A 21,794-nucleotide genomic window follows, 5' to 3' on the forward strand; every position below is an offset into this window, starting at 1 on the left:
CATGGCGAATGGCGACCTCGTCCAGCTATCGGCGGCGAAGGCATGGCTCGGGGTCGCCACAAGCGACGACGACGCGCTGCTCGCCTCGCTGATATCGCAAATCAGCCGCGCGATATACAACAGCATCAATCGCTCATTCGTGCTGCCCCGGGATGTGGTGGAGAGCTACGACGGCCATGGGCGCGACGCTCTGCAATTGCGCAACTGGCCGGTGGGTTCGATAGCCGGCCTCACGATCGGCGGCCTCGCCGTGCCGCGGGCGCCCGGCCCCGCGCCGACGGCCGGGTTCGTGCTCGAGGCCGCCGACGACGAGCCGACCGGCGCGATGCAGCAGATTTTCCTGCGCGGCGGCTATCGCTTCCATAAGGGCCGGCAGAATGTCGTGGTGTCCTATCGGACCGGCTACGAGATCCTGGGCGAAACGCGGACCATTCCGCCCATCGCGCCGTTCACGCTCTCCGCATTTGCGCCCTATGGCGCTTTCGCTGTCGACAGCGGCGCTTTTTACGCGAACGGAGCCGGCCTGATCTGCGTGGCGTCGAATCCCGTCGCCGGACAATATACGGTCGACGGGATCGGAACCTATGGCTTCTCGGCCGCGGACGCCGGCGCCGGCGTCGCCCTCTCCTACGGTTACATACCCGCCGACCTCAGCCAATGCGCTCTGGAATGGGTCGCGGAGCGCTACCGCTACAAAGACCGCATCGGCATGGTCAGCAAAAGTCTCGGCGGCCAGGAAACCGCTTCTTTCCGGCTCGAAGCCGTGCCGGCTTTCGTGGCGCAGTCTCTGACCAATTTTCGCCGCATCATAGCCAACTGAAGCGGACCTCATCCGGGTTGGACCAATCCATCCCTCTCGTCGCCTTGCCGGACAAGAAAAATGCTCGACCTCCAATGTGATGGCCTCGATCGGCTCTCGCAGCGCTTCTCGGCCATGCCGCAGGCGATCCGCGCAGCGCTGTCGCAAAAACGCGACGCGCTGGCGCAAAGCGTGCTCGCCAGCGCGCAGGCGAAACTATCTGGCGAGATATTGTCCCTTCGCAGCGGAAGGCTGCACGACTCGTTGCAGACGAACCCGATCGGAGATTTTGGCGCCGCGATATTCTCCGCGGGCGACGTCAAATACGCAGCTGCGCAGGAATATGGCTTCGACGGCGAAGAGACCGTCTCCGCCCATAGTCGCGACATCAGGGAAGCGTTCGGCAAAGCCATCGATCCAAAGTCGATATTCGTGGCCGAGTTCTCTCGGCGCATGCGCCTGCCCGAACGAAGCTATCTGCGATCGTCGCTCGGAGAATTCGAGCAAGATATTCTTCGAGGATTTTCGGAGGCGCTTGAAGAGGTGACGCAATCATGAACATCCCGCGTGAGGCAATCGTGTCGGCTCTCATGGCGAAACTGGGGACGGTCGCCTTTGCCGCTCCCGTCAACGGCAAGACGGGGTTCGCGACCGTCTCGCGCCGGCTCAAATTATGGAGCGACACGCCGAAGTCGCAGCGGCCGGCTCTCTTTGTAACCGAGCATCGCGAACAACAGAGTTGGCAGAGCGAAGCCTTGCCGCCGAAGACGACGCTCTGTTTCGATCTCTTCGTCTATATCGACGCGAGCGACCTCAACACGACGCCAGCCGTTTCACTCAATACGATCATGGACGCCATCGAGGCGGCCTTGAAGCCTGGCCCCGGCGAAGGCGATCGCCAGACGCTCGGCGGACTTGTCTCTCATTGCCGCATCGACGGCCAGATACTCAAAGATCCCGGCGATCTCGACGGCGACGGAATGCTGTGGGCGCCATTGAAGATCCTGGCGCTTTAGGCGCAATCATCCCAGCAGGAAAGAAATCTATGACTGAAGAAAAGGCGCCGCAGACGAGCGCGCTCTCGAATGCCATCGAACAGGAAATCGAACGCTGGTTCGTGGAGACGATCCACAATTCTCAGGTCTCGCGAGCCACCGAAATCTACAACCACATCCGCGAGGCCGTAGGCCAGCTCAAGCCGCGTCTCGTCGCGCTCATCGGGGAACTCTGAATCATGTCCAACAGCTCGATCGCCTTCGGCAGCGGCGTTCTGATCGGCACCACGGCCTCGGGACCCATTCAGTTCGGTTCGTTGCAGGATGTTTCCATCGATTTCAGCTTCTCGACGAAGCAGTTGATGGGACAATTTCAGTTTCCCGTCGCGGTGGCGCGAGGCGCGGGAAAAATTTCCGGCAAGGCGAAATTCGCCAGTATCGACGGGCCGGTCCTAAATCAGATTTTCTTCGGCGCCAGCGCCGGCGCCGGGCAGAAATTGTGGTCTTACAATGAGGGGGCTAATGTCGCCGCCTCCTCCCCCTATGCCGTGAGCGTCGCCAACGCGGCCGCTTTCGATCAGAATCTCGGCGTGGTCTACGCCTCTTCCGGACTGCAGCTCACTCAGGTCGCCAGCTCGCCGGCCGTCGGGCAATACAGCGTCGCCTCGGGCGTCTACACATTCAACGCCGCCGACGCCGGCAAGGCGCTTCTCGTCAGCTACAGCTATACTCAAACCACCGGCGGCTCGAAGGCGGTGATCGCCAACCGGCAGATGGGAATCGCCCCTTCCTTCCAGATCGATTTCTATCAGTGCAACCCCAATGTGACGGGCGCGCAATGGTCCATGCGTCTCTACAATTGCATTTCCTCGAAGCTCAATATGGCGTCGAAGCTCGAGGCCTTCACCATACCGGAAATGGATTTCGAGGCCTTCGCCAACGCGACGAACAACATCGGCGAGCTGAACACCGCCGTCTAAACCGACGATCGACGAAGCCGGCCATCCTCACCCCACGCAATCGCCCAAACGGGCGAAGCCGAGGTCGGCGTGGTCTGGCCAGCATGAGGATCTTCCAGAAAATGACCCCCGATCCAAAAATCAATTGCGACGGCGCAGCGATCGTCGTCCTTGCCGGGCGGGAATGGTTTATTCCCGTTCTTGCGATGCGCCAATCGCGTATCGTCGTGCCTGGCCTGATGCGCCTGATGCCCTTGTTGGCCGAGTTGCAAAGCGGCCGGTCGAGCGCGATGGCGAAGCTCGGAGAAGAGGAATTCGATGTCATCCTCGATATAGTCCACGCGGCGCTGACGCGCGCCTATCCACATCTTACGCGCGACGCCTTCCTCGATTTCGCCATTTCGACTCCGGAATTAATCGGGGCGCTGGGAATAGTCACGCGGCAGACCGGATTCTTCAAGACGGCGGAACCCGGGGAGAAAAATGTGGGGGAAGCTCGTGGGGAGACGCCGGCTCCCCTGAATTCTTCGATCGGTTGATGACGCATTACTGCCAAAGCAGCGGCGAAGCGTGGACCGACCAACTGGAGGCGACGCTCACCTTCCCGCGCTATTTCGCACGGCAGGATTATTGGCGCGACTTTCCCCCGGTCCATGTGCTGCTTCGCGCTATCGCGGTCGGCCTCGGCGCCTACCGGCCGCAGGATCGGGCAACCGAAAAGAAAGACGCTATGGCGACGCTGCGGGCGCTCTTCCCAGGCGGGAAGATTTAGCCCTGATCGGCATGTCTCCGAATGAAGGCGACGTAACGATCCATCCATTTTTGCAGGAATGCGCGGCTGCCTGGTCCGATCTCCCCGTTCTCCTCGAACAGCCCTTCTTTGTTCTGGATGAAAACCTCGGGCTGGCCCAAAGTCGGCGCATCGAGATAGGCGAGCATGACGCGCAGATGCTGCTGAGCTATCGCCGTCCCTATCGCGCCGATGGAAACGCCCATGATCGCAGACGGCTTGCCTGCGAAAGCGCTTCGACCATAGGGCCTGGAAGCGTGGTCTATTGCGTTCTTCAGCACTCCGGAAACGGAGCGATTATATTCCGGCGTCACAAAAAGAAGCCCCTGGGCCGTCGAGATTTCCAGCTTCAGACGCTTGACGGCCTCAGCCTGCCTGTCGTCGTCGTCCTGATTGTAGAGAGGCAGATCGCCGATGGCGGCCTGGCGAAACAGGAACTCCGCCGGCGCCAGCCTTGCGACGCCGTCGGCGAGCTTGCGGTTGAAGGAATTGCGCCGAAGGCTCCCCACGAGCACGGCTATCTCATAACGGCTCATTGCGCAGCCTCCCTGTTCGAAAATCCCAACCCCATATGTCGCGCCGGCTGGAGAAGGCGAGTTCAGCAAGGCGCCTTTCGCTTCAATTTGCGGAGTTCCCATGATCGACGAAGTAACGGTCAAATTCGGCGCGGACGTCGCCGAACTCGAACAAGGAATCGCCAATGTGCAGGGCGCGTTGGGGGTGCTCGCCCCGCAGATCAAAAGCGTCGCGGACGGCCTCGCCGAGGCCGCGCAAAAGTCGGACCCGCTTTCAGGTCATTTCAAAAATGCCGCAGATAGCGTCTCGGGCGATCTCACAAACGCGCTGAAACTCGCAAAAACCGAAATTGCGGGCAAAATCCAAGCCCAGCAGGATGCGCTGGCGCTCAAGAAGACGATCTACGACGGCGAAGTCAGTCTCAAGAACATCACCGAGGAAGAAAAGCTCGAGCTGGTGAAGAAGGCGACCCAGGAGGAATATGAGGCTCAACATGCGCTTTTGCAGAAGGAAGCCGAGCTTTCCGGGCAGAGCCTCGCCCAGAAGGAAGCGGCGCAAAACCGGGTGATCCATCTAGAGGCGACCCATCAAAGGCAACTGCAGCAATTCGCCAATGAATCCGCCCAGCAGCAGGCGCAAATCTGGCAGGATCTTTCCAGTCGCATCGGCCAGAGCATGTCGTCGTCCATCATGGGTCTGCTGCAGCACACCACTACCTTCCGCGAAGCTGCGCGCCAGATCGCCCTCCAGATCACGCAGTATTTCGTCAAGTCGGGCGCCGATTGGGTCTCCGAATACGCCATGACGATCGCGCGCAACATTGCGACCCATGTGATGGGCGAGCAGACGATGACCGCGGCGACTCAGGCCGGCGTTGCGGAGCGTTCGGCCAGCGTCGCGGCGGGCTCGATCGCCGATCTCGCCAGCAAGGCTGCGGCCGTGCTCAAAAGCATCATCGCCTCATCCGCGGAAGCTTTCGCCGGCGTTTTCGGCTTCATGGCCCCGCTGCTGGGGCCTGCCGCGGCTGGTCCCGCAGCCGCGGCCCAGGCGACTGTCGCCGGAATGGCCAGCGTCGCGAGCTTCGACATCGGCGCCTGGAGCATCCCAGAAGACCAGCTGGCGATGGTGCACAAGAACGAACTCGTGATGACGGCGAGCCAGGGCGAGGCTTTCCGCAATGTGCTCGACAACGCGGGCGGAAGCGGCAGGGGTTCCGACCTGCAGGTCCATGCCCCCGTGAATTTCCATATTCACGCCGTCGACTCTGAGAACGTCGCGAGATTTTTCCAAAGCAACGGCAAGGAGATCATGCGCGCCATGGCGAAACATGTGCAGGACGGCGCGCATCTCGGCTTGCGCGGGCTGAACCCGGCGTAACGCGCTTATTCTCCACTGGTCGATCCGTTTCTTCCTCACCGCGAAGCGAGACTACCCTCCTCCTCCGAGGAGAAGGAATCCGCGCGCATGATCGAATTGGTCCTCGCATGAGCTTCCCCTACATCGGCGGAATCAACCTCATCCCCGCTTCCGGGGAGTTCGTCTACGACACCGTAGCCTGGTCCGGGCGGCAGCCCGGCGGCGCAATGACGCCGATCAACAGCTACCATGCCCCCGGCGGATCGCGCACGGATGTTACGTTCGCGCTCGATCAGTTGCAGGCTGCCCTGCCCAATTGCACGTCGGTGGCGCTGGTCGTGCAATGGATGGGCAATTCGCTCGACGCCTCGCAGTGCAATGTCTATCCGTCATCCACTTTCATTGGCGGCGGGTTCCAACCCGCTGCGGGCGGGAGCGATTCCTGGCGCGTTTCCGACGTCACTCTGCAGACCAGCGGCCTGATACCCATCAGCCGCCCTGATGGCGTGCATGCGAGCTATGGCGGCACGCCGTCGGATCAATCGGTCGTGCGCTGCCTTCAGGAGATCAAACGACGCGGCCTCGCGGCCTCGCTCTATCTGATGATGAACATGGACGCGGCGGGCCAGCCCTGGCGCGGGCTCGTCACTTACGCGAGCGACATATCAAGCGCAGCCTCCGCAGCGGTGACGTCTTTCCTCGGCTCAGCCGCGATATCGCAGTTCAGCCGCGACACCGCCGATCTCACCGTCCATTATTCTGGAAGCGTCCTGGACTTCACCTATCGCCGCTTCGTGCTGCATTACGCTAATCTGGCGGCTATCGCAGGCGGCGTCTCCGTCTTTGCGATAGGCTCGGAACTGCGTGGGCTGGAGGCGATAAGAGGACCGGCCTGGACCCCTGGTGGCTCGATCGACGCGAGCGGCTGCGCAAAATGGGATTATCCTTTTGTCGCCGGCCTCATAACCCTTGCAAGCGATTGCCGCGCCGTTTTCGATGCGGCAGGATTGACCAAGAATCTGGCCGCGCGCCAGAACCTCGTCGCCTACAGCGCAGACTGGTCGCAATGGACCGGCGTTCAGCACGCAGGCGTCTCAGGAATTTTCCCGCATCTCGACGCTCTCTACGCATCGGCGGACATCGACTTCGTCTCCATAGACAACTACATGCCGCTTTCCGACTGGACCACGGGAGCGGGCGGGCTCGACGCCTTGAACTGGCGGGCTCCCGCGCCCACGACCTGGCCCGTCAGCGCTCCCGGCGCCATCGGCCTAGGCCTGAAGAGCGCGCCCGACATGCACGACAAAGACTATCTGAAGGCCAATATCGAGGGCGGCGAGAAATACCATTTCTGGTACGGCGATTATTCCGCAGCTCCCGGGCTCGACCCCAACGGAACCCTGCAGCAGGTCACCTCTCCGCAAGGCGACAGGCGCGCGCAGGCGCGCAACCCCTATTACGCCGGACAGCAATTGCTCGCCTTCAAGCAATTGCGCTGGTGGTGGAACAACCCGCACCGGGCGGTGTATGACTCCGGGGACGGCGCGGGAGTCGCGCCGCACGGCCCCCAGACGCAATGGGTTCCGCAATCGAAGAGCATCGGCTTTCTCGAATACGGCTTTCCCACCAGCGACCGCAGCGCCAATCAACCCAATATATTCTTCAATCCGCGATCCGTTTCGGGGGGAACGCCGTTCTGGTCGGTTTGGAACGCCGCCAAAACCGCGCCTCTCGTCGACGACTCCCTGACCCTCATCGCCCTGCAGGCCATATGGGAATATTGGACCGTTGACGGCAGGAACGAGACCTCCGCCACGAACCTGCCGATGATCGCAACCGATCTCATGTTCGCCTGGTGCTGGGATGCGCGGCCGCTGCCAGATTTTCCCTTGCGGCAAGACATATGGAGCGACGGCGCCAATTGGCCCAACGGCCATTGGCTCAACGGAAAGTTCCCCGCACTGCCCGCGCCTGCCGCGACGGCGCCGCCGAGCTACGGCCCTTTTCCGACCTTCCCTGAGCTTATCGGGCTCGGCTGGTCGATCGTGCTGAAGCCGAAATTCGCCACGCAAGGACATGACCGCGCATCCGGCAAATCCTCGCGCCGCGCAAAAATGCGATGGCCGATCTATGAGATCGAGCTCAGTTACGACTTTCTGCGCGGCGACGGCACCCAGGAGATGCAGCAAATCTCGGGGTTCTTTGCGGCGCAGCAGGGACAGGCCCAACCCTTCTGGCTCGCGCCGCCCGGGCTCTCCGAGATCGCGGGTCAAGCGATCGGCGTCGGCGACGGCGTCACTACCGCCTTCGCTCTCACCCGCACGACCGGCGGCTTCAGCGAGCCGCTCGCGGGCGTCTCCAGCGTGAGCGCGCTCTATATCGACGGCGTGGCGACGCCCTCTTCCACCTGGAGCCTCTCCAGCGGATATCAGCCGGTCGTGACGCTGGCGAGCGCGCCGTCCCCGGGCTCCGTCATCAGCATGGACGCTTCGGCCTTGTGGCTGTGCCGCTTCAAGGACGAAACGCTCAGCCTCGAGCAATTCGCATACAAGCTGTTCCGCTCCAAAAGCGTGAAACTCGTCACCGTCAAGCTGTGACGCCCGCCGCTATAGCGCAGCCCACGACAACGGAATCCAATGCCTGTGACTCTTCCGATTTTTCCGACCCTCGCTGGACAGGGGTTCGCTGCGCGAAACCCGATCGCCGAGAGCCTGATCGCTCCGCATGATTGCGGCCGCGAGGTCCGCGCCGCGCTTTTTGGCGGGCTCTATGAATTCGAGGTCTCTCTCGATGGTCTTGCCTCGGACAGCGGGACAAATCCAGGCCTCGGGGCGACCTCGCTGCAGGAGATCATGGGTCTTTATCTGCAATGCGCCGGCGGCCTTGGTAATTTTCTCTATGCCGACCCCAACGACAACGCCGCCGTCGATCAACTCATCGCCATCGGCGACGGCTCGACGATGCGATTTCCCTTCATGCGTCGCATTGGAGTAGCTCTCGAGCCGGTCGGATTCGTTACTGGCGTCGCCGAGGTTTCCCTCAACGCCGTCCCCCAACCATCCGGCTGGGCGCTGGATGCTCCAAACCTGCTGCAATTTGCCACCCCGCCGCCGGTCGGCGCCAGCATAGCGACGAGTTTTACCTTCGCCTTTGTTTGTCGCTTCGTCGACGACGAACTCGATTTTGAAAATTTCATGCAGAACCTGTGGGCGGCGAAATCCGTGAAATTCCGCAGCGTGCGCCAGTAGCGCATCCCTTTCGAACATCCATTCGTACGCTTTGCCGCACCTTTATCCCGTCTCGCTTCGCATCGATCGGATCGTCATGAAACAAGCTTCTCCAGCGTTGGTCGCTTTTCTCGCCGAGGCGCGCGGAACCCGGGACTGCGCCATCGCCTTCGCCGAATGCTTCACATTCACGCAGGCGACGGGCGCCGTATTCAGCTACACCAACGCCGACGTTCCCGTGATCTACCGCGGCAAGGTCTTCCTCGCCAACGGGCCTCTCGTTTCCGGGCTAAAATACCGCGCCTCCACGGGCCTCAATGTCGACAGGCAGGAGATCGTCATCGCGGCAAGGCCGGAGGATCTCGCCGGCTGGACGCCTTTACTCGCAGCGCTCCGGGAAGGTTTCTTCGACGGCTGCGTCATCCAGAGGGATCGGGTCTTCTTTTCCGATTTCGTCGGCGGAACCCTGGTCGACGGCGTGACGCTGTTTCACGGGCGATTGTCGACAGTGGACGAAGTAGGCCGCACCAGAGCGCGCATCACTGTGGCGAATGAACTCGTGCTGCTCGACGTGAACATGCCGCGCAATATTTTCGCGCCGACATGCATACACACGCTTTACGATCAAGGCTGCAAGATTCCGTCAGGGGCCTTCTCGACGAATGATGTCGTCGGCTCCGGCTCGACCAGAGCGCTGATCAATTTCGCCGGCGCGCAGGCGGCTCACGCGCAGGGAACGCTCTTGTTCAGCTCGGGAGCGAATTCGGGCCGGCGCTGCGCCGTCAAATCGGTTGTTCCCGGCGTCTCCGTCTCCCTGATTTATCCGCTCCCGACCGCCCCAGCGGCAGGCGATGCGCTCGTCGCCTTCTGGGGCTGCGACCACACTATGGCGACCTGTCAGGCCCGCTTCTCAAATCTCCCGAATTTTCGTGGCTTTCCATTCGTTCCGCCGCCGCAGATGGCCATGTGAGAGCCGGCCCAACGCGCCGGGCTACGTCCTATCGAGAAAGCGAAGCGGAGGCCCCCAATGCGCAACCTCATCGTCGCGGAGGCGCGGTCGTGGATCGGCACGCCCTATCACAATTGCGCCGACATAAAAGGCGTGGGCGTGGATTGCGGCATGCTGCTCGTGCGCGTCTTCGTCGATCTTCAACTGGTCGCGCCCTTCGATCCCCGTCCCTACACCCACGACTGGCACTTGCACCGCGGCGAAGAGCGTTATCTCCAATCTCTGCTCGCCCACGCAAGGCGCATCGACAGCCCGCTGCCCGGCGACGTCATGCTGTTCCGCGTCGGGCGCTGCTACTCGCATGGCGGAATCGTCGCGCAGAGCGATCCGCTGACCATCATCCACGCCTCCTTTCCAGCCAAAATCGTGCTGGAGGAAGCAGTCATGCGGAACGCGCAGATGCGCGAGCGCGCCGCCGAAGCGATCTTCGCCAGCATCATCGGGAAAAACGCATGAGCTTTCTTGCCGCAAAAAAAGCCTCGCCTCAAAGTGCGATGATCTGGCCTACCTATACCGGGCTGCAACTTCAGACTTCGGCCAACGCCATGCCTATTCCGCTGATGTGGGGCATGACGAAGCTGGCCGTGAACATCATCTTCTATGAAAATTTCCAGGCCCATCCGGTCTACACGCCACAGCAGCAGACCGGTAAAGGCGGCGGCAAGGGAGCCGGCGGCGTCGGCTGGCAGCTCAGCGGCTGGACCTATACCGCCGATCTCATGATGGTCTTGTGCGAAGGACCCATCTCCGGGATAGGCCAGGTCTGGCAGGGCCAGGCAATATATGGTTCGGCGTCCTCTGTTTCTGGAGGCGCCTATGGCGGCGCATTGGGATCGGGAGGCTTTACTGTCACGAGCGGGTCTTCTGGGCTCGCCGCGCTCGGCCTTACCCTGTTCGAAGGCGCCTCGCCGCAGGCGACCTGGGGATATCTTTCGGCCAATTATTCCGACAAGGCGCTGGCCTATCCTGGCGCGGCCTATGTCTGCGCCGCCAATTTCGGTCTCGGCTCCAGCGCCAGCATAGGCTCGCTGAATTTCGAGGTTCAGGGGCCGCTTTTCGGCACCGGAGCCAATGGGCTGGACGCCGATCCGGCGCAGGTGATCGCCGATTTTCTGCTCAACCCGCAATATGGCGTCGGCTTTCCCGGCTCCAGCGTCGATGCGACGAGCCTGTTCGGACCCGGCGGAGACTCCTCGGTGCAGAGCTATTGCCGAGCCATGGGCCTGTGCTTCAGCCCGCTGCTCAACCAGATCGAAAGCGCATCCAGCGTGCTGTCGCGCTGGCTCCAGCTCCTCAGCGTCGCGGCCGTATGGTCCGGCGACAGGCTCCGTTTCATTCCATATTGCGACGAGACCGTGGCCGCCAACGGCGTCGAATATGTTCCCAACCTCTCGCCCGTGTACGCTCTGACCGAAGACGATTTGGTCTATGTGTGTGGCGAAGATCCCATCAAGGCCTCCAGGCTCGATCCATTCACCCTGCCGAACTTCCAATGGCTCGAAGCCTTTAACCGCACCGGCCTCACGCCCTCGACCACGGGAATTTTGGAGCCTCAGGGCGAACCCGAATATCAGGCGACTCCGATCGCAGCGCGCGATCAGTCGATGATCGAGCAATTCGGGCTGCGCGTCGGCTCCGCCATCACCGCGCATGAGTTCTGCGATCTCAATGCGGCTGCGGTCGCGGCGCAAACCATCCTGCAGAGGACCTGCTATGTCCGCGCAAGCTATAAATTTGCGCTGTCGTGGGAGTTCTGTCTTCTCGATCCGATGGACATTGTGGCGCTGACCGACGCCAATCTCGGGCTCTCGGGAGAATTGGCGCGCATCGTCGATATCGAAGAAGACGACAGCGGAATGCTGACCATCACGGCTGAGGAGCTCACGATCGGCGTATCCATGCCGGCCTCCAACCCCATCGGCCCCTCCGGTGGCGGCTCGATCAACCGCGGCGTCTCTGCGGCTCCCGTGAATGCGCCTTTGATATTCGAACCACCGCCCGCCCTCACAGGCAACAACGCAGAAATCTGGTTGGGCGCTTCGGGTTCCGGAGCCGATCCTAACTGGGGCGGCTGTACGGTTTGGGCCTCACTGGACGACGTGTCGTATCAGAAGATCGCGAGCATTGCGAACCCGCTGCGCCAGGGTTCGCTGACCGCCGCGCTGTCGTCCGCTTCCGGCTATGATACGGGCGACACTCTCGCAATCGATCTTTCGGAGAGCGGCGGAACGCTCACCACCGCAACCCGAGCGACGGCCGAGGCGGGCCAGACCCTGTGCCTCGTCGACGACGAATTGATCGCCTTCGCCAATGCGACGCCCACGGCGGCGCACAGATACGACCTCTCGGGACTGCCCCGCGGCATGTATGGTTCAGCCCCCGCAACACATGCCATCGGTGCGCCCTTCGCTCGCCTCGACGGCGCATTAGCGAGATATTCGCTGCCCGCCGATTTCATCGGCAAGACAGTGTACCTGAAGTTCCAGAGCTTCAATATCTTCGGCGCGGGAACGCAGGACATTTCCACCTGCTCAACCTACGTCTGCCAGCCGAACGGAAACGGCCGCATCAGCCAGATCGTGCTCAACATCCAGCAGGGCGTAGCACAGGACTGGGGCTTAGTCAGCGCCGCCGCAACACAAAGCGACGAATGGGGAACGATCGGCAGTCCCTGTTATGTGGCCGCCGACCTCGGCGGTCTCAGCGCATAAGCGACGCCCTGGAGTTTTAACAGGTTGCACGCGCTCCGGGCGTGATCGACCGAGCATGTTCTTGTCCAAAAACCGCGTCGCACTTTTTGGGAACATCTGCATCGACCGAGCATGTTCTTGTCCAAAAACCGCGTCGCACTTTTTGGGAACATGCTCTAACCCATCAGGAAGACTCCCACCATGAGCGTGAAAGTCCAGTTGCGGCGCGACAGCGCCGCGAATGTAGCCGCTTTTGTCGGCGCGCAGGGTGAATGCGTCGTCGACACCACCAACAACCGCATCGTCGTTCAGGACGGCGCGACCGCTGGCGGCTTCGCCGCGGCCAAACTATCGGAAGCTCAGACAGTCTCCCGACGCGCGATCGCCGATGCGGATGCTCTATTGCTCGCGAGCGACGCTATCGTGGCGATGACCTCCATCAGCACGACGCGCAATTTCGTTCTACCGTCAGCCGCGGGCTATCCAGCGGGACGCGAACTCACCATCCAGGATGAATCCGGCGCAGTTTCTTCCTCGACTCAAATCATCGTAGCAGCGGCGGGTGGCGACACGATAGCCGGGGTCGCATCGATTGCGCTCGCCATGCCCTACGCCGCGTTGCGCCTGCGCAGCAATGGCGTCAACGGGTGGTTCCTCGCGTGCGGACTTCCAGGTCTTCTCGCCCAGGGGTCGCATGGCGGCGCCGTCGCGGCCAACTGCCTTGAACAGCTTGTCACGCTCTCCGGCGCGACCACCACGCCGTCTCTGCAAATTCCGGCGAACTGCATCCTGCTCGCCGTTTCCAATCATGTCGTGACCGCAATTTCCGGCGCGACTTCCTATAGCTGCGGCACGACCGGCAATCCCACTCAATTCGGCTCCTCGCTCAGCGTGGCGGCCGGCTCCGGGAATGCCGGAATCATCGGTCCCGATCCGTACTATTCGGCGACGCCGATCGTCTACACGGCGGCGGGCGGCAGCTTCACCGGCGGTCAGCTTCGGATGACCGTCCATTATCTCGCGCCGAGCCCTGCAATCGCTTGATGCGAGCCATCCCACCAACGGAGAAATCGAATGACTGATCAGCTCAACATCAACGGCGTTGCGACTCCTGTCCTAGATCCCGGCGGATATGCGCCCGCCTACGCCGCATATTCTCCCACTCCTGCGTCTCTCTTCGTCGGACAGATCAAGATCGCGACGACCGGGGCCGCCGTTGCGCTGCCCTCGCAGGCTCTTCTCAACGGCGTCGTCGTCAAGGCGAAGATCAGCAACGCCGGCAACGGCTTCGTCGGCGCCGCAGGCGTCACGACGACGGACGACGGCACCGGCGCCGGCTATCGCCTCCTGCCCGGCGAAGCCTGGTCCGGCGCGGTGCTCAACGCCTCTTCCATCTATGTCAACGGCACGGCCGGCGACGTCTACTACTACACGGGGAACTGACGATAATGACTGCACCCGCAATCCCTCCCGCCGCTCCCGCGACAGTGACCACAACGCTGGCGCCGAGCCTCAACCTCTCCGACGCTGCGACGAACCTCGCGCGCGCCCAGGCTGCGGTCAACGCCGGCGGCGATATCTATCTGCTCGGCTCCGGCGTCGCCTACCATTCTGCGCCGCTCGTCCTCGGCTCCAACACAAGGCTGCATATCGACCCGCGCCTGACGATCCGGCAGGCGCCGGGGACCAACAAAAACGTCATCCAATCGGCCTGCTACACCAGAGCATGGAGCACGATCACCGGGATTACCTGGTCGTCGTCGACGCCGATGCTCGCCACCATCAATATCGGCGGCGGCTTCACCGCGGCGCACGGTGATTTCATTGTCGTATTCGGCCAGAAAGGCACGACGGACGGCGCTTTCACCGGCAATTTCCGCGTCGTCGACGCGACCGATCCCGCAAACCCGGTGGTGATCCTGCGCCGCATGCCCGCGGCGGCCCCGACCGGGACCATCAAGGCCAAGCTCGGCGATCACGACCTCGGCATTTACGGCGGCACGATCGATTATGATCTCGCCAACAATAGTGGGCCATATGCGGCTTCGGCGGATCTGCACGCCATTGTTCTGTTCGGCGTCGCCAACTCCAACATGGATCACGTCCGCACCCGCAACTCGGGCAAATTCGGAACCTGCATCGCGGCGTCGAACTACTTCGTCGGCCGCGAGTTCGATCATAACGGCGCATCAGATGCGGTGAAGGTCTACGGCCCGACGTTCGACGCCTGGATCGAGGGCGTGCATTCAGACAACGGCGACGACGTGGTGTCGCTGCACACCGAAGAGTCGGCGACTTACGCGTCTTACGACATCTCCGGCGGCGACGTGCTCGGCTGCACGGTCAAAAACGTCAAATCCTATCGCGGCTACAGCGTCGCGCTCTATTCGACCGATCCGGCATGGTACACCGACGACAATATTTTCGACGGCGTGTCCTATCACCCGGCCAACGCGGCCGATTCGCCAAAAACGATGATCCGTCTGCTCGGGCCGAACAGCGGCGCCGCTTATAACGGATCGCTGCTTATACGCGACGTGCAAACTCATGATCGTTTCGCGGCTCAGGCTTTCCTCATCGACGATGCCGGCGGGACCAATAATTTCGACCTCATCACCGTCGAGGACTTATCGACCGACCGGAACGCTACGATCGGTCTGGATCAGGCCCCGGTCGTGATCCAGGGCCATACTGGATCGACCGTAAAGCTGCTGAATTTCCGCCGTTGCAGGTTCTACATGCCAGCGACGGCCGACTACGGCATTTACGTCGGCGCCGGGCAGGTGTTCGGCGAGATCAGCTTCGACGACTGCTACATCACCTGCCCGTCTTCGAGCTACGGCACGCTGTTCTACAACACCACCAGCAGCATCGACAAAATCAACTTCAACAACAACAAAATGGATCAGGGCCGCGCCCTGGCCCGGTTCGTATCGACAATGGGGAATGTCCCGCAGATCGTGGTGAACAACAATTATGTCAACGCGAAAAGCGTGATCGAGTTCTATACCTCGGCGAAGGTTCATATGGCCGGAAATGATGTCGTCGGCATGAGCGGCGCCGGCCTCTATATCCTGGCCGGGAATGTTCACGTCACGGTTTCGAGCGGCGGTGGCAATATTTTCCCTGCCGGAAATCAGGTCTATTCCACGCAGGGAACCAGCGACTTCACCTTCGTCGGGAACTGTGCGGATTTCTCGGTCGATCTGTCGGCGGCCTATGTGCTGCGCTCCGACAGCGTGTTCATCAAAAACACCAACGCCGCGCTCGGAACTCTCGGTTCCGCGGGGCTGGTTACGGGTCACGGAACGGCTTCCGGTTCGTGGATCGCGACCTGGAACACGTCGCTGAATTATTGATGTTTCGCGCCGCCATGGTTTTCGCCGTGGCGGCGATCCTGCCGCGCATCATCATCGAAGGGCCGGCGAGGCGATTATGACCGAGCGCTTGTCTATAGCCGTGTCCTGTCTCGGCGCTGCGGCTTTCCTCGCGTCCATCCTCATCCTCGCATGGGCGATCGAGGACGAGCGCGAGCTACCGCCGATGCGACTCGAAGACAGATCGACCTAGCGCAGACCGGGCGCCCAAATAATGCACTTTGCAAACCAAGGCAAAAAAGATGTCGGATCCCGACAAAAAGACCTGCAAAGCCACCTCAATGGTTGTACGCGCCGACTATTTTTTCTATTGCTCGCTCGACCCTTCTGATGAGTCGATGGAGGGTAGGCAGAATGGGCTGAAACTGGAAAGGTTGGGACTCGCCGAAGCAGAGAATAAAAGTCGGTTGGAACTCTGTCTCCTTTGCGAAAGGGACAATCGCGCGTCTGGCAGCTCGGTTGCCGCCGAGTTGGATTATAAATATTTCCGGCTGAATAGGAACTATAAATGTTTCCTTGGTTCCGAAAATTCGGATACTAGAATCTATCTTATTGATGTCGCTGGCTGCAAGATGCGGAACCATTCCCACCGGGATGATGATCTTATGCTTGTCGTTAACGTCAAGCCATTGAAGCTCCCAAAGTTCTTCGCATCCCCCAGGATAAGGCTCAAGCGCCTCTATCTCAGCGACAACATTTTCTCCGGCCAACTTTATCTGTCTACTTTCAAGCGTTCCTTTAAGTCGGTCATAGCTCTTGGCAATAGGGAAGTAGAGCCCATCTGGGTTGGTAACCAAATGTCCAATCATACTGAAAATCAAAAGATCCAAGGCCGATCTCATGTTATGGATCGCATCGCCTAGGATAAGGGAAATCTGTTCGGGGATGGGGCAATAGGTTTTGATGCTGATGGTGCGTGTTGCGGACTTTGGATCTTGTCTCGCAATCAATCGAAAGGGCTTTTGGGCCATGAAAGCCTCCATTTCCCTGTTAAGATCGTTGACGTGCTGCTTGGCGCGTTCAATCTTTAGTTTTGCGCCATAAGCGACGTCATCTGTCTTCGAGAGCAAGCTAGCACCATGAAAGATATAGAAGTGTTCACCAATGAGGAGATCGAGCAGCGAATGATGGCTGGTATTCGTCGAGCCTTGCACATGCCTCCTACCCCGACAAAAATTATTATCGGGGCGTCGCATCGCGCCAAGGCCCCCGCGAGGGGCTAAAGAGATTCGATCACCTCAAGCCTAGCCGAAAAGCGAAGCTCCTTATAGCCTGCGCTTGTTTCGCTTGAGTTGAATTAGAACTTTGATAGGCAAGCCTCTCACCTGAAACTCCTTTAATGGCACGCTCAGCGCGTTCTGTGTCATCAACTCCGTGGCCAACGCGGTTCGAAAAGTGGGAAGGTTGATACGCCCCGCGCATACCGCGCTTGAAGATGCTGAAGAAGCCCTCAACGGTGTTCGTTGTAATCTTGCCACGAACATATTCGCCGTCACCAGGGTTCCCGTTCATGCGCAGAGAAGGCCTTACCCGGCTTCTTTTGGAACTGCACCTCACCCGTGTGCAGCGTCGAATCCAGAACGATATGCGCCCCTAGGGTTTTCTTGATCGTTGGGATCGTGAGATTGTCGACTTTGATAGAAATGGCGTGGCTTTGATAGAAACGGCGTGTCCGCCGCGCTCAACCATCCTCAAGGCCTTTTGCCCGGTCGCAGCGCCGCGCTTCCCAACCCAGCCCTTGCCATTGGCGAAGACAGTTTCGGTTTGCCGATATAGGTTTCGTCGACTTCAACAGTCTTGTCCTTGCCGTCAAGCGGCTCCGGGTCGCGATCGACCATGGCCTCGCGATTTGTACGCCATGAACCATGTCGTGCGGTAGGAGCCGGGGCCGAGGTTGCGCATGAACTGATGCGCCGAAATGCCTTTCTTGCCGGACGCCATAAGGTGAAAACCTGCCGCTCACTTATGCTGCAGGACATGGCTCGACTCCATGACTCTTCTAACCGTCACCGTGAAATGCTCGCAGCAAGCGCGGCACACGCAGAGATCAGAGCGATGGCCTTTGCCTTCAGGACCCTTAGCCAGATCGACGGTGCCGCAATGGCGCGCAAAATGCGCGCGGGCGGCGGTTTCGTCGGTGAAAATCCTGTCTGTCAGGTTCGTCATTGCCTTAACTATAACGATGAGAACACTAGCGGAACATTGGTGTAATGTAAAGTGCGCAATGCCGCCGTGTCGTGCCTCGGCGCTGCGGCCTTCCTCGCGTCCGTCCTCATCCTCGCCTGGGCGACCGAGCATGAGCCCGAGCCCCCGTCGGTGCGGCTCGATGATCTCCGCACCTGGCCGCCGGCCGCAGGCGCTCGAATCCTACGCCTCGCATCTCGCCGGATTTCTCCTCTGCGCCGCACTGATCCTCGGCGCGATTTCTCTTACCTGATCCAACCCAAGGAAATCGAAATGATCCCATTCGCCGGCGCCGCAAGGCGCATCACGGCCGAAGACGTCGCGCGCGCGGCAGCAAAGCTCAGCTGCGAAACCGCCGCGCTGCGCGCCGTCATGGCGGTCGAAAGCCGCAACTCGGGCTATGACGCCAGGCGCCGTCCGATCATATTGTTCGAGCCCCATGTGTTCTATCGCGTGCTGCCGCAGGGCAAGCGCTTGCTCGCGACCCGCGCCGGCCTCGCCTATCCGCGCTGGGGCCAAAAGCCTTACCCTAAGACCAGCGACGCCAATTACGCCCGGCTCGAAGCCGCCAGCAAAATCGACGAAGAATGCGCGTTCCGCGCGGTCTCGATCGGGCTCGGGCAGATCCTCGGCGAGAACTTCAAAGCCGCCGGCCATGAATCCGCCGTCGCCATGTTCCAGGCCGCCTGCGAAAGCGAGGGCGCGCAGCTCGAGCAGATGGCGAGCTTTATCGAAGCGAGCGACCTCGCCGAGCATTTGCGCAAAAAGGACTGGCGCGCCTTCGCGCTCGGCTACAACGGCCCGGGCGAAAAGCGCAACCATTATGATGCGCTGCTGGCCAAGGCCTATGCGCGGTGGCAACCTCTCGACAAGCCGCGTGAAAAACTCGCCGCCAAGGATCTTCGCCGCGTCGGCTCGCGCACGGTGAAAGGCGCGGATCAGGTCAAGACCGGCCTGACCGGAGCGCTCGCCGCGGTCTCGGCCGCCGGCGCCGTGGTCGCCCAGGCGCAGGATGTCGTCTCTCAGGCCAATGACGCCGTGAACACAGCCGCCAGCGCGGCCCAGAGCAGCGCCCATGCGCTGGATTGGGCGCAGGCGCATTGGCAGGCCCTCGCGCTTCTCATCGCCGCCGCGGCGCTTCTCGCCTTCTTCTGGCGCATCTGGAGCGGGGCGCACGCCGTCACCGCCGCGCGGGTGGACGACGCGCGAACCGGAATCAACGGGAGCATTTGAACCATGCCCATCCCCCTCTTCGCCATCCTTCAAGCCATCGCCAAACTCGCCTGGGGCGCCGCCAATTCCACGCTCGGCCGCGCTCTTCTCCTCGCCGGCCTCGCCTATACGTGGGGCTGCCATTCCGCCAGCAGCGCCTATGAGGCCCGCATCGCCGCCGAGCGCGCCGCGCTGGCGGCCGCACAAGCCAGGGAACTCGCCCGCGAACAGGACGCCACCCGCACGATCGCGCGCGACGCCACCGATCGCGCCGCGGCCGATGCGCTGGAGCAGCGCGCCCTGCAAGCCAAAATCGACGACCTCAGAGCAAAGGACAATCTCGATGTTCCGCCCGCCTCCTATCTCCCGACCGCCCGCGACTCTGGCGCCATTCATGCGCCTCGCCCTTGTCTTGTCGACGACGGCTTTGCTCGCTTCCTGCGCGAGTTCGACTCCGCAGCTCGTTCAAAAGCCGCATCTCCCAGCCGCTCCAAATGATTTTGGCCGCCCGGCCCCGCTGCCGAAGGCGAAAGCCGGCGACGATCTGAAAGTCTTCGCGCTCGAAAACCGCAAGGCTGCCGCCATGGCCAATCGGCGTCTCTCCAATGACGCCGCATTCTACGCCGAGGTGCTGCGCGAATTCGGAGAATGACGCCATGCCGACTCCGGAATGCTATCGCGATATCGGCGCCATCGGCGCGCGCCTCGACGAAATCGAAAAAGCGCGAATCGAGAGAGAAGCAACGATCGAAAGGGCGCGCATAGAGCGCGATGAGCAGATCGACGCCGCTCTGGCTGTGATCAATGAAAAAATGGACTCGATCAACGACGAGCGTCAAAGGCTCATCGGGGTGATCTGGGCTGTCCGCGTCCTGTTCGGCAGCCTCGTCGCGATTGCGATCTACGCCGCGACCAATGGCGTCCCGCAATGGCTCAGGCGTTCCCTTCAATAGCCTCCCCGCCCCGCCGGCCCCGCGCCCGGCGGGGCTTTTTTATTGGATGTTCGGAGCAAAATGGTAATAGTCGGGGGAACTTCCGGAGAGCTGCGGCAATGAGGGCAATCGCCGAATTTTTCAAAAACGCCATCCTGGGCGGACTGCTCGTGATCGTCCCGCTGCTGCTGGTTTGGGGGGTGTTCGCCCAGTCGATCGCGACCGTCGGCAGGCTCGCCGCGCCGATCCTGCGCTTGGCTCCCAAAGCGCTGATCTCCGACACCCCCGAGCACAGAAGCATTCTTGCGGTTCTTCTTCTTATCCTTTTGTCTTTCCTGCTCGGCGCGCTGCTTCGCGCCGCATTGTTCAAACGGCTCTTCGCCTGGATCGAACATCGTTCGCTCGAGCTTCTGCCGGGATACTCCGTGCTGAAAAATCTCCTTTCCGAGGCGGCGCGGCCGGAGTCGTTCGGCGGGTTTCGCCCGGCGATGATCGTCTTTGCGGAGGGAATTCAGCGCCCCGCCTATGTCATCGAGGACTGCCACGACGGCAATTTCACCGTGTTCCTCCCGTCCTCTCCTGCGCCATTCTCCGGAATAGTGCATGTCGTTTCGGCGGATCGCGTCGTGTTTCTCGACGTCACCCTCCCCGAACTCGCCCGCTGCATTGCGCAATATGGAGCCGGCCAGAGCGCCTTGCTGCGACGCAAGTCAGTCGCGCCTGCGCTCCCCTCCTCGCCTCAGAATCGAAGCGGAGACTGATTTCCATCGCGGCCTTTGTGTTTTATCCGAGCGTCGCAAGCTTTCGTCAGGGTCGCGCGCCGTAACCTGAACGCGCTGTCCCCAAACCCGGAGACGGTTTCCATGATCCTTCCGCATTTTCTGCCGGATGAGGATTCCGGAGCGGCCGCGATTGAATATGGTCTGTTCGCTGCGCTGATGTCGATTGTCGCGATATCCATAATGAGCGCAATCGGCAGCGGACTGGCGCTTGCCTTCAACGAGGTCGCCGGCAACCTGATGTAAATTGCGAACCGCGCCGCGCGTCCCCCGCGGCGCACATAAAAAGGCCCGGCTGGCGGGCCGGGCGAGATATCCCTGGAAATTGGACGCCTGCGCCCTTATCTGGCGTGCGCGAGACGCCCGGCAAGCGTCAGTAGCCGGCGCGAAAAAAGAATTTTTCGTCTGCGCATTGCACCTCGCCGATCACCTTATGGGATTTGTTGTCATTGAGATACACCTTGCCGGTCGCGACGCAGTTCTTCTTTCCGTCGCTCCTGTCGTTGAATGTGGCGTGGAAAGCATCGTCCTTCACCGAACCCTCTACGGTGTAGGACAGCGGCGCCCCGGTATCGAACTGCATATTGGTCCGGGCGGTGATGTTGGCGGAAGCGTCGACAGTAACCATCCATTGGCCCTGCGCGCCGTCCGGCCCCACCTCGGTGACATTCCACATCTGGACGTCGGCGTGAGCCGGGCCGGCGCACAGCAAAAAGGCGGACAAAGCCGCTGCAGCATTTCTTTTCACTTTTCTTCCTCCCTCGATCTCGCGCGCATTCCGCAAAAGGCGCCAGGCCTTCGCCACGAGAATGCGCTGCATCATTATGTTTTTTCGCGTCTTTCCCGCTCAAACGAACCCGTCCGAGGGATAGTCGCGGCGGCGAGATTGCACTGCATTTAACCAGTGCGACAGCGCCTTTGCAAAGGGTCGCCCAGCTTTTCGCCGATCGCGGGCCGAACCTGGATTCG

General features: G+C 61.2%; 27 protein-coding genes. 22 read left to right on the forward strand and 5 right to left on the reverse strand.

The features are described from left to right. The first annotated feature begins 1 nt into the window (after position 1). From H2LOC_RS09015 to H2LOC_RS09045, 7 genes are all read left to right on the forward strand, one after another. Positions 2 to 820: a head-tail connector protein gene (locus H2LOC_RS09015; RefSeq protein WP_136496100.1), complete on the forward strand. Its 819-nt coding sequence runs from the start codon at positions 2 to 4 to the stop codon at positions 818 to 820. 60 nt (positions 821 to 880) lie between these two features. After that, positions 881 to 1,357, forward strand: a complete 477-nt coding sequence (locus H2LOC_RS09020) for a hypothetical protein (RefSeq protein WP_136496101.1) — start codon at positions 881 to 883, stop codon at positions 1,355 to 1,357. Continuing rightward, the gene (locus H2LOC_RS09025) at positions 1,354 to 1,815 is read left to right on the forward strand and encodes a hypothetical protein (RefSeq protein WP_136496102.1); all 462 of its coding nucleotides are present in this window, start codon (positions 1,354 to 1,356) and stop codon (positions 1,813 to 1,815) included. The genes H2LOC_RS09020 and H2LOC_RS09025 overlap by 4 nt, the downstream gene beginning before the upstream one ends. A 29-nt stretch (positions 1,816 to 1,844) precedes the next feature. After that, entirely contained in the window at positions 1,845 to 2,030 is a 186-nt protein-coding gene (locus H2LOC_RS09030) for a hypothetical protein (protein ID WP_136496103.1), read from the forward strand. Positions 2,031 to 2,033: 3 nt separating this feature from the next. Then, entirely contained in the window at positions 2,034 to 2,774 is a 741-nt protein-coding gene (locus H2LOC_RS09035) for a hypothetical protein (protein WP_136496104.1), read from the forward strand. Positions 2,775 to 2,875: 101 nt separating this feature from the next. Beyond that, on the forward strand, positions 2,876 to 3,292 hold the full coding sequence (locus H2LOC_RS09040; RefSeq protein ID WP_136496105.1) for a hypothetical protein: 417 nt from the start codon (positions 2,876 to 2,878) through the stop codon (positions 3,290 to 3,292). Beyond that, the gene (locus H2LOC_RS09045; RefSeq protein ID WP_136496106.1) at positions 3,292 to 3,525 is read left to right on the forward strand and encodes a hypothetical protein; all 234 of its coding nucleotides are present in this window, start codon (positions 3,292 to 3,294) and stop codon (positions 3,523 to 3,525) included. The genes H2LOC_RS09040 and H2LOC_RS09045 overlap by 1 nt, the downstream gene beginning before the upstream one ends. Here the strand turns inward: H2LOC_RS09045 and H2LOC_RS09050 are convergent. Continuing rightward, positions 3,522 to 4,079, reverse strand: a complete 558-nt coding sequence (locus H2LOC_RS09050; protein ID WP_136496107.1) for an NADPH-dependent FMN reductase — start codon at positions 4,077 to 4,079, stop codon at positions 3,522 to 3,524. The two genes, H2LOC_RS09045 and H2LOC_RS09050, sit on opposite strands and share 4 nt — an antisense overlap. 100 nt (positions 4,080 to 4,179) lie before the next feature. Between H2LOC_RS09050 and H2LOC_RS09055 the strand changes: the two genes are divergently transcribed. From H2LOC_RS09055 to H2LOC_RS21920, 10 genes are all read left to right on the forward strand, one after another. Continuing rightward, complete coding sequence (locus H2LOC_RS09055; RefSeq protein ID WP_136496108.1) at positions 4,180 to 5,436, forward strand: hypothetical protein; 1,257 nt, start codon at positions 4,180 to 4,182, stop codon at positions 5,434 to 5,436. Between the two features lie 107 nt (positions 5,437 to 5,543). Further along, complete coding sequence (locus tag H2LOC_RS09060; protein ID WP_136496109.1) at positions 5,544 to 8,012, forward strand: baseplate megatron protein TIM-barrel domain-containing protein; 2,469 nt, start codon at positions 5,544 to 5,546, stop codon at positions 8,010 to 8,012. 39 nt (positions 8,013 to 8,051) lie between these two features. Beyond that, a complete protein-coding gene (locus tag H2LOC_RS09065) occupies positions 8,052 to 8,663 on the forward strand; it encodes a DUF2460 domain-containing protein (protein ID WP_246207091.1) in 612 nt (203 codons plus the stop codon). A 76-nt stretch (positions 8,664 to 8,739) separates the two neighbouring features. Continuing rightward, entirely contained in the window at positions 8,740 to 9,612 is an 873-nt protein-coding gene (locus tag H2LOC_RS09070) for a DUF2163 domain-containing protein (protein ID WP_136496110.1), read from the forward strand. Positions 9,613 to 9,669: 57 nt separating this feature from the next. Beyond that, entirely contained in the window at positions 9,670 to 10,107 is a 438-nt protein-coding gene (locus H2LOC_RS09075; protein WP_136496111.1) for a C40 family peptidase, read from the forward strand. Then, on the forward strand, positions 10,104 to 12,362 hold the full coding sequence (locus tag H2LOC_RS09080; RefSeq protein WP_136496112.1) for a phage tail protein: 2,259 nt from the start codon (positions 10,104 to 10,106) through the stop codon (positions 12,360 to 12,362). The genes H2LOC_RS09075 and H2LOC_RS09080 overlap by 4 nt, the downstream gene beginning before the upstream one ends. 180 nt (positions 12,363 to 12,542) lie before the next feature. Continuing rightward, positions 12,543 to 13,385, forward strand: a complete 843-nt coding sequence (locus H2LOC_RS09085) for a hyaluronate lyase N-terminal domain-containing protein (RefSeq protein ID WP_136496113.1) — start codon at positions 12,543 to 12,545, stop codon at positions 13,383 to 13,385. Between the two features lie 30 nt (positions 13,386 to 13,415). Continuing rightward, the gene (locus tag H2LOC_RS09090) at positions 13,416 to 13,784 is read left to right on the forward strand and encodes a hypothetical protein (RefSeq protein ID WP_136496114.1); all 369 of its coding nucleotides are present in this window, start codon (positions 13,416 to 13,418) and stop codon (positions 13,782 to 13,784) included. Between the two features lie 5 nt (positions 13,785 to 13,789). After that, a complete protein-coding gene (locus H2LOC_RS09095) occupies positions 13,790 to 15,700 on the forward strand; it encodes a right-handed parallel beta-helix repeat-containing protein (protein ID WP_136496115.1) in 1,911 nt (636 codons plus the stop codon). 76 nt (positions 15,701 to 15,776) lie between these two features. Next, entirely contained in the window at positions 15,777 to 15,911 is a 135-nt protein-coding gene (locus H2LOC_RS21920; RefSeq protein WP_281350559.1) for a hypothetical protein, read from the forward strand. An 85-nt stretch (positions 15,912 to 15,996) separates the two neighbouring features. Here H2LOC_RS21920 and H2LOC_RS09100 read toward each other — a convergent pair whose 3' ends face one another. The 3 genes from H2LOC_RS09100 to H2LOC_RS09110 all read right to left on the reverse strand — a co-directional run bounded on the left by H2LOC_RS09100 (position 15,997) and on the right by H2LOC_RS09110 (position 17,884). After that, the gene (locus H2LOC_RS09100; RefSeq protein WP_136496116.1) at positions 15,997 to 16,872 is read right to left on the reverse strand and encodes a hypothetical protein; all 876 of its coding nucleotides are present in this window, start codon (positions 16,870 to 16,872) and stop codon (positions 15,997 to 15,999) included. A gap of 537 nt (positions 16,873 to 17,409) precedes the next feature. Further along, positions 17,410 to 17,556 (reverse strand): hypothetical protein, encoded by a 147-nt coding sequence (locus H2LOC_RS09105; protein ID WP_154331608.1) that lies wholly within the window; start codon positions 17,554 to 17,556, stop codon positions 17,410 to 17,412. A gap of 121 nt (positions 17,557 to 17,677) precedes the next feature. Continuing rightward, complete coding sequence (locus H2LOC_RS09110; protein ID WP_136496117.1) at positions 17,678 to 17,884, reverse strand: hypothetical protein; 207 nt, start codon at positions 17,882 to 17,884, stop codon at positions 17,678 to 17,680. A 291-nt stretch (positions 17,885 to 18,175) separates the two neighbouring features. Between H2LOC_RS09110 and H2LOC_RS09115 the strand changes: the two genes are divergently transcribed. The 5 genes from H2LOC_RS09115 (at position 18,176) to H2LOC_RS09135 (ending at position 21,071) form a co-directional block, all read left to right on the forward strand. Next, positions 18,176 to 19,135 carry an N-acetylmuramidase family protein gene (locus tag H2LOC_RS09115; RefSeq protein ID WP_136496118.1) on the forward strand — a complete coding sequence of 320 codons (960 nt, stop codon included), beginning with the start codon at positions 18,176 to 18,178 and terminating at the stop codon, positions 19,133 to 19,135. A 3-nt stretch (positions 19,136 to 19,138) separates the two neighbouring features. Then, positions 19,139 to 19,612, forward strand: coding sequence for a hypothetical protein (locus H2LOC_RS09120; RefSeq protein WP_136496119.1), 474 nt, complete (start codon positions 19,139 to 19,141; stop codon positions 19,610 to 19,612). A gap of 158 nt (positions 19,613 to 19,770) precedes the next feature. Then, the gene (locus H2LOC_RS09125; protein WP_136496120.1) at positions 19,771 to 20,067 is read left to right on the forward strand and encodes a hypothetical protein; all 297 of its coding nucleotides are present in this window, start codon (positions 19,771 to 19,773) and stop codon (positions 20,065 to 20,067) included. A gap of 98 nt (positions 20,068 to 20,165) precedes the next feature. After that, entirely contained in the window at positions 20,166 to 20,807 is a 642-nt protein-coding gene (locus H2LOC_RS09130) for a DUF502 domain-containing protein (RefSeq protein ID WP_136496121.1), read from the forward strand. A gap of 102 nt (positions 20,808 to 20,909) precedes the next feature. Further along, positions 20,910 to 21,071 (forward strand): Flp family type IVb pilin, encoded by a 162-nt coding sequence (locus H2LOC_RS09135; RefSeq protein WP_136496122.1) that lies wholly within the window; start codon positions 20,910 to 20,912, stop codon positions 21,069 to 21,071. A 127-nt stretch (positions 21,072 to 21,198) separates the two neighbouring features. Here the strand turns inward: H2LOC_RS09135 and H2LOC_RS09140 are convergent, their stop codons facing one another. Then, positions 21,199 to 21,573 carry a hypothetical protein gene (locus tag H2LOC_RS09140; RefSeq protein ID WP_136496123.1) on the reverse strand — a complete coding sequence of 125 codons (375 nt, stop codon included), beginning with the start codon at positions 21,571 to 21,573 and terminating at the stop codon, positions 21,199 to 21,201. Positions 21,574 to 21,794: the final 221 nt, after the last annotated feature.

The organism is Methylocystis heyeri (assembly GCF_004802635.2).
Lineage (GTDB): Bacteria > Pseudomonadota > Alphaproteobacteria > Rhizobiales > Beijerinckiaceae > Methylocystis > Methylocystis heyeri.

Coding starts and splice junctions, on each gene's coding strand:
- H2LOC_RS09015 (WP_136496100.1), top strand. CDS start 2: ATGGCGAATGGCGACCTCGTCCAGCTATCGGCGGCGAAGGCATGGCTC.
- H2LOC_RS09095 (WP_136496115.1), top strand. CDS start 13,790: ATGACTGCACCCGCAATCCCTCCCGCCGCTCCCGCGACAGTGACCACA.
- H2LOC_RS09045 (WP_136496106.1), top strand. CDS start 3,292: ATGACGCATTACTGCCAAAGCAGCGGCGAAGCGTGGACCGACCAACTG.
- H2LOC_RS09125 (WP_136496120.1), top strand. CDS start 19,771: ATGCCGACTCCGGAATGCTATCGCGATATCGGCGCCATCGGCGCGCGC.
- H2LOC_RS09080 (WP_136496112.1), top strand. CDS start 10,104: ATGAGCTTTCTTGCCGCAAAAAAAGCCTCGCCTCAAAGTGCGATGATC.
- H2LOC_RS09120 (WP_136496119.1), top strand. CDS start 19,139: ATGCCCATCCCCCTCTTCGCCATCCTTCAAGCCATCGCCAAACTCGCC.
- H2LOC_RS09035 (WP_136496104.1), top strand. CDS start 2,034: ATGTCCAACAGCTCGATCGCCTTCGGCAGCGGCGTTCTGATCGGCACC.
- H2LOC_RS09060 (WP_136496109.1), top strand. CDS start 5,544: ATGAGCTTCCCCTACATCGGCGGAATCAACCTCATCCCCGCTTCCGGG.
- H2LOC_RS09040 (WP_136496105.1), top strand. CDS start 2,876: ATGACCCCCGATCCAAAAATCAATTGCGACGGCGCAGCGATCGTCGTC.
- H2LOC_RS09130 (WP_136496121.1), top strand. CDS start 20,166: ATGAGGGCAATCGCCGAATTTTTCAAAAACGCCATCCTGGGCGGACTG.
- H2LOC_RS09030 (WP_136496103.1), top strand. CDS start 1,845: ATGACTGAAGAAAAGGCGCCGCAGACGAGCGCGCTCTCGAATGCCATC.
- H2LOC_RS09025 (WP_136496102.1), top strand. CDS start 1,354: ATGAACATCCCGCGTGAGGCAATCGTGTCGGCTCTCATGGCGAAACTG.
- H2LOC_RS09135 (WP_136496122.1), top strand. CDS start 20,910: ATGATCCTTCCGCATTTTCTGCCGGATGAGGATTCCGGAGCGGCCGCG.
- H2LOC_RS09105 (WP_154331608.1), bottom strand. CDS start 17,556: ATGGTCGATCGCGACCCGGAGCCGCTTGACGGCAAGGACAAGACTGTT.
- H2LOC_RS09090 (WP_136496114.1), top strand. CDS start 13,416: ATGACTGATCAGCTCAACATCAACGGCGTTGCGACTCCTGTCCTAGAT.
- H2LOC_RS09065 (WP_246207091.1), top strand. CDS start 8,052: ATGCCTGTGACTCTTCCGATTTTTCCGACCCTCGCTGGACAGGGGTTC.
- H2LOC_RS09020 (WP_136496101.1), top strand. CDS start 881: ATGCTCGACCTCCAATGTGATGGCCTCGATCGGCTCTCGCAGCGCTTC.
- H2LOC_RS09115 (WP_136496118.1), top strand. CDS start 18,176: ATGATCCCATTCGCCGGCGCCGCAAGGCGCATCACGGCCGAAGACGTC.
- H2LOC_RS21920 (WP_281350559.1), top strand. CDS start 15,777: ATGACCGAGCGCTTGTCTATAGCCGTGTCCTGTCTCGGCGCTGCGGCT.
- H2LOC_RS09110 (WP_136496117.1), bottom strand. CDS start 17,884: ATGACGAACCTGACAGACAGGATTTTCACCGACGAAACCGCCGCCCGC.
- H2LOC_RS09055 (WP_136496108.1), top strand. CDS start 4,180: ATGATCGACGAAGTAACGGTCAAATTCGGCGCGGACGTCGCCGAACTC.
- H2LOC_RS09050 (WP_136496107.1), bottom strand. CDS start 4,079: ATGAGCCGTTATGAGATAGCCGTGCTCGTGGGGAGCCTTCGGCGCAAT.
- H2LOC_RS09070 (WP_136496110.1), top strand. CDS start 8,740: ATGAAACAAGCTTCTCCAGCGTTGGTCGCTTTTCTCGCCGAGGCGCGC.
- H2LOC_RS09085 (WP_136496113.1), top strand. CDS start 12,543: ATGAGCGTGAAAGTCCAGTTGCGGCGCGACAGCGCCGCGAATGTAGCC.
- H2LOC_RS09075 (WP_136496111.1), top strand. CDS start 9,670: ATGCGCAACCTCATCGTCGCGGAGGCGCGGTCGTGGATCGGCACGCCC.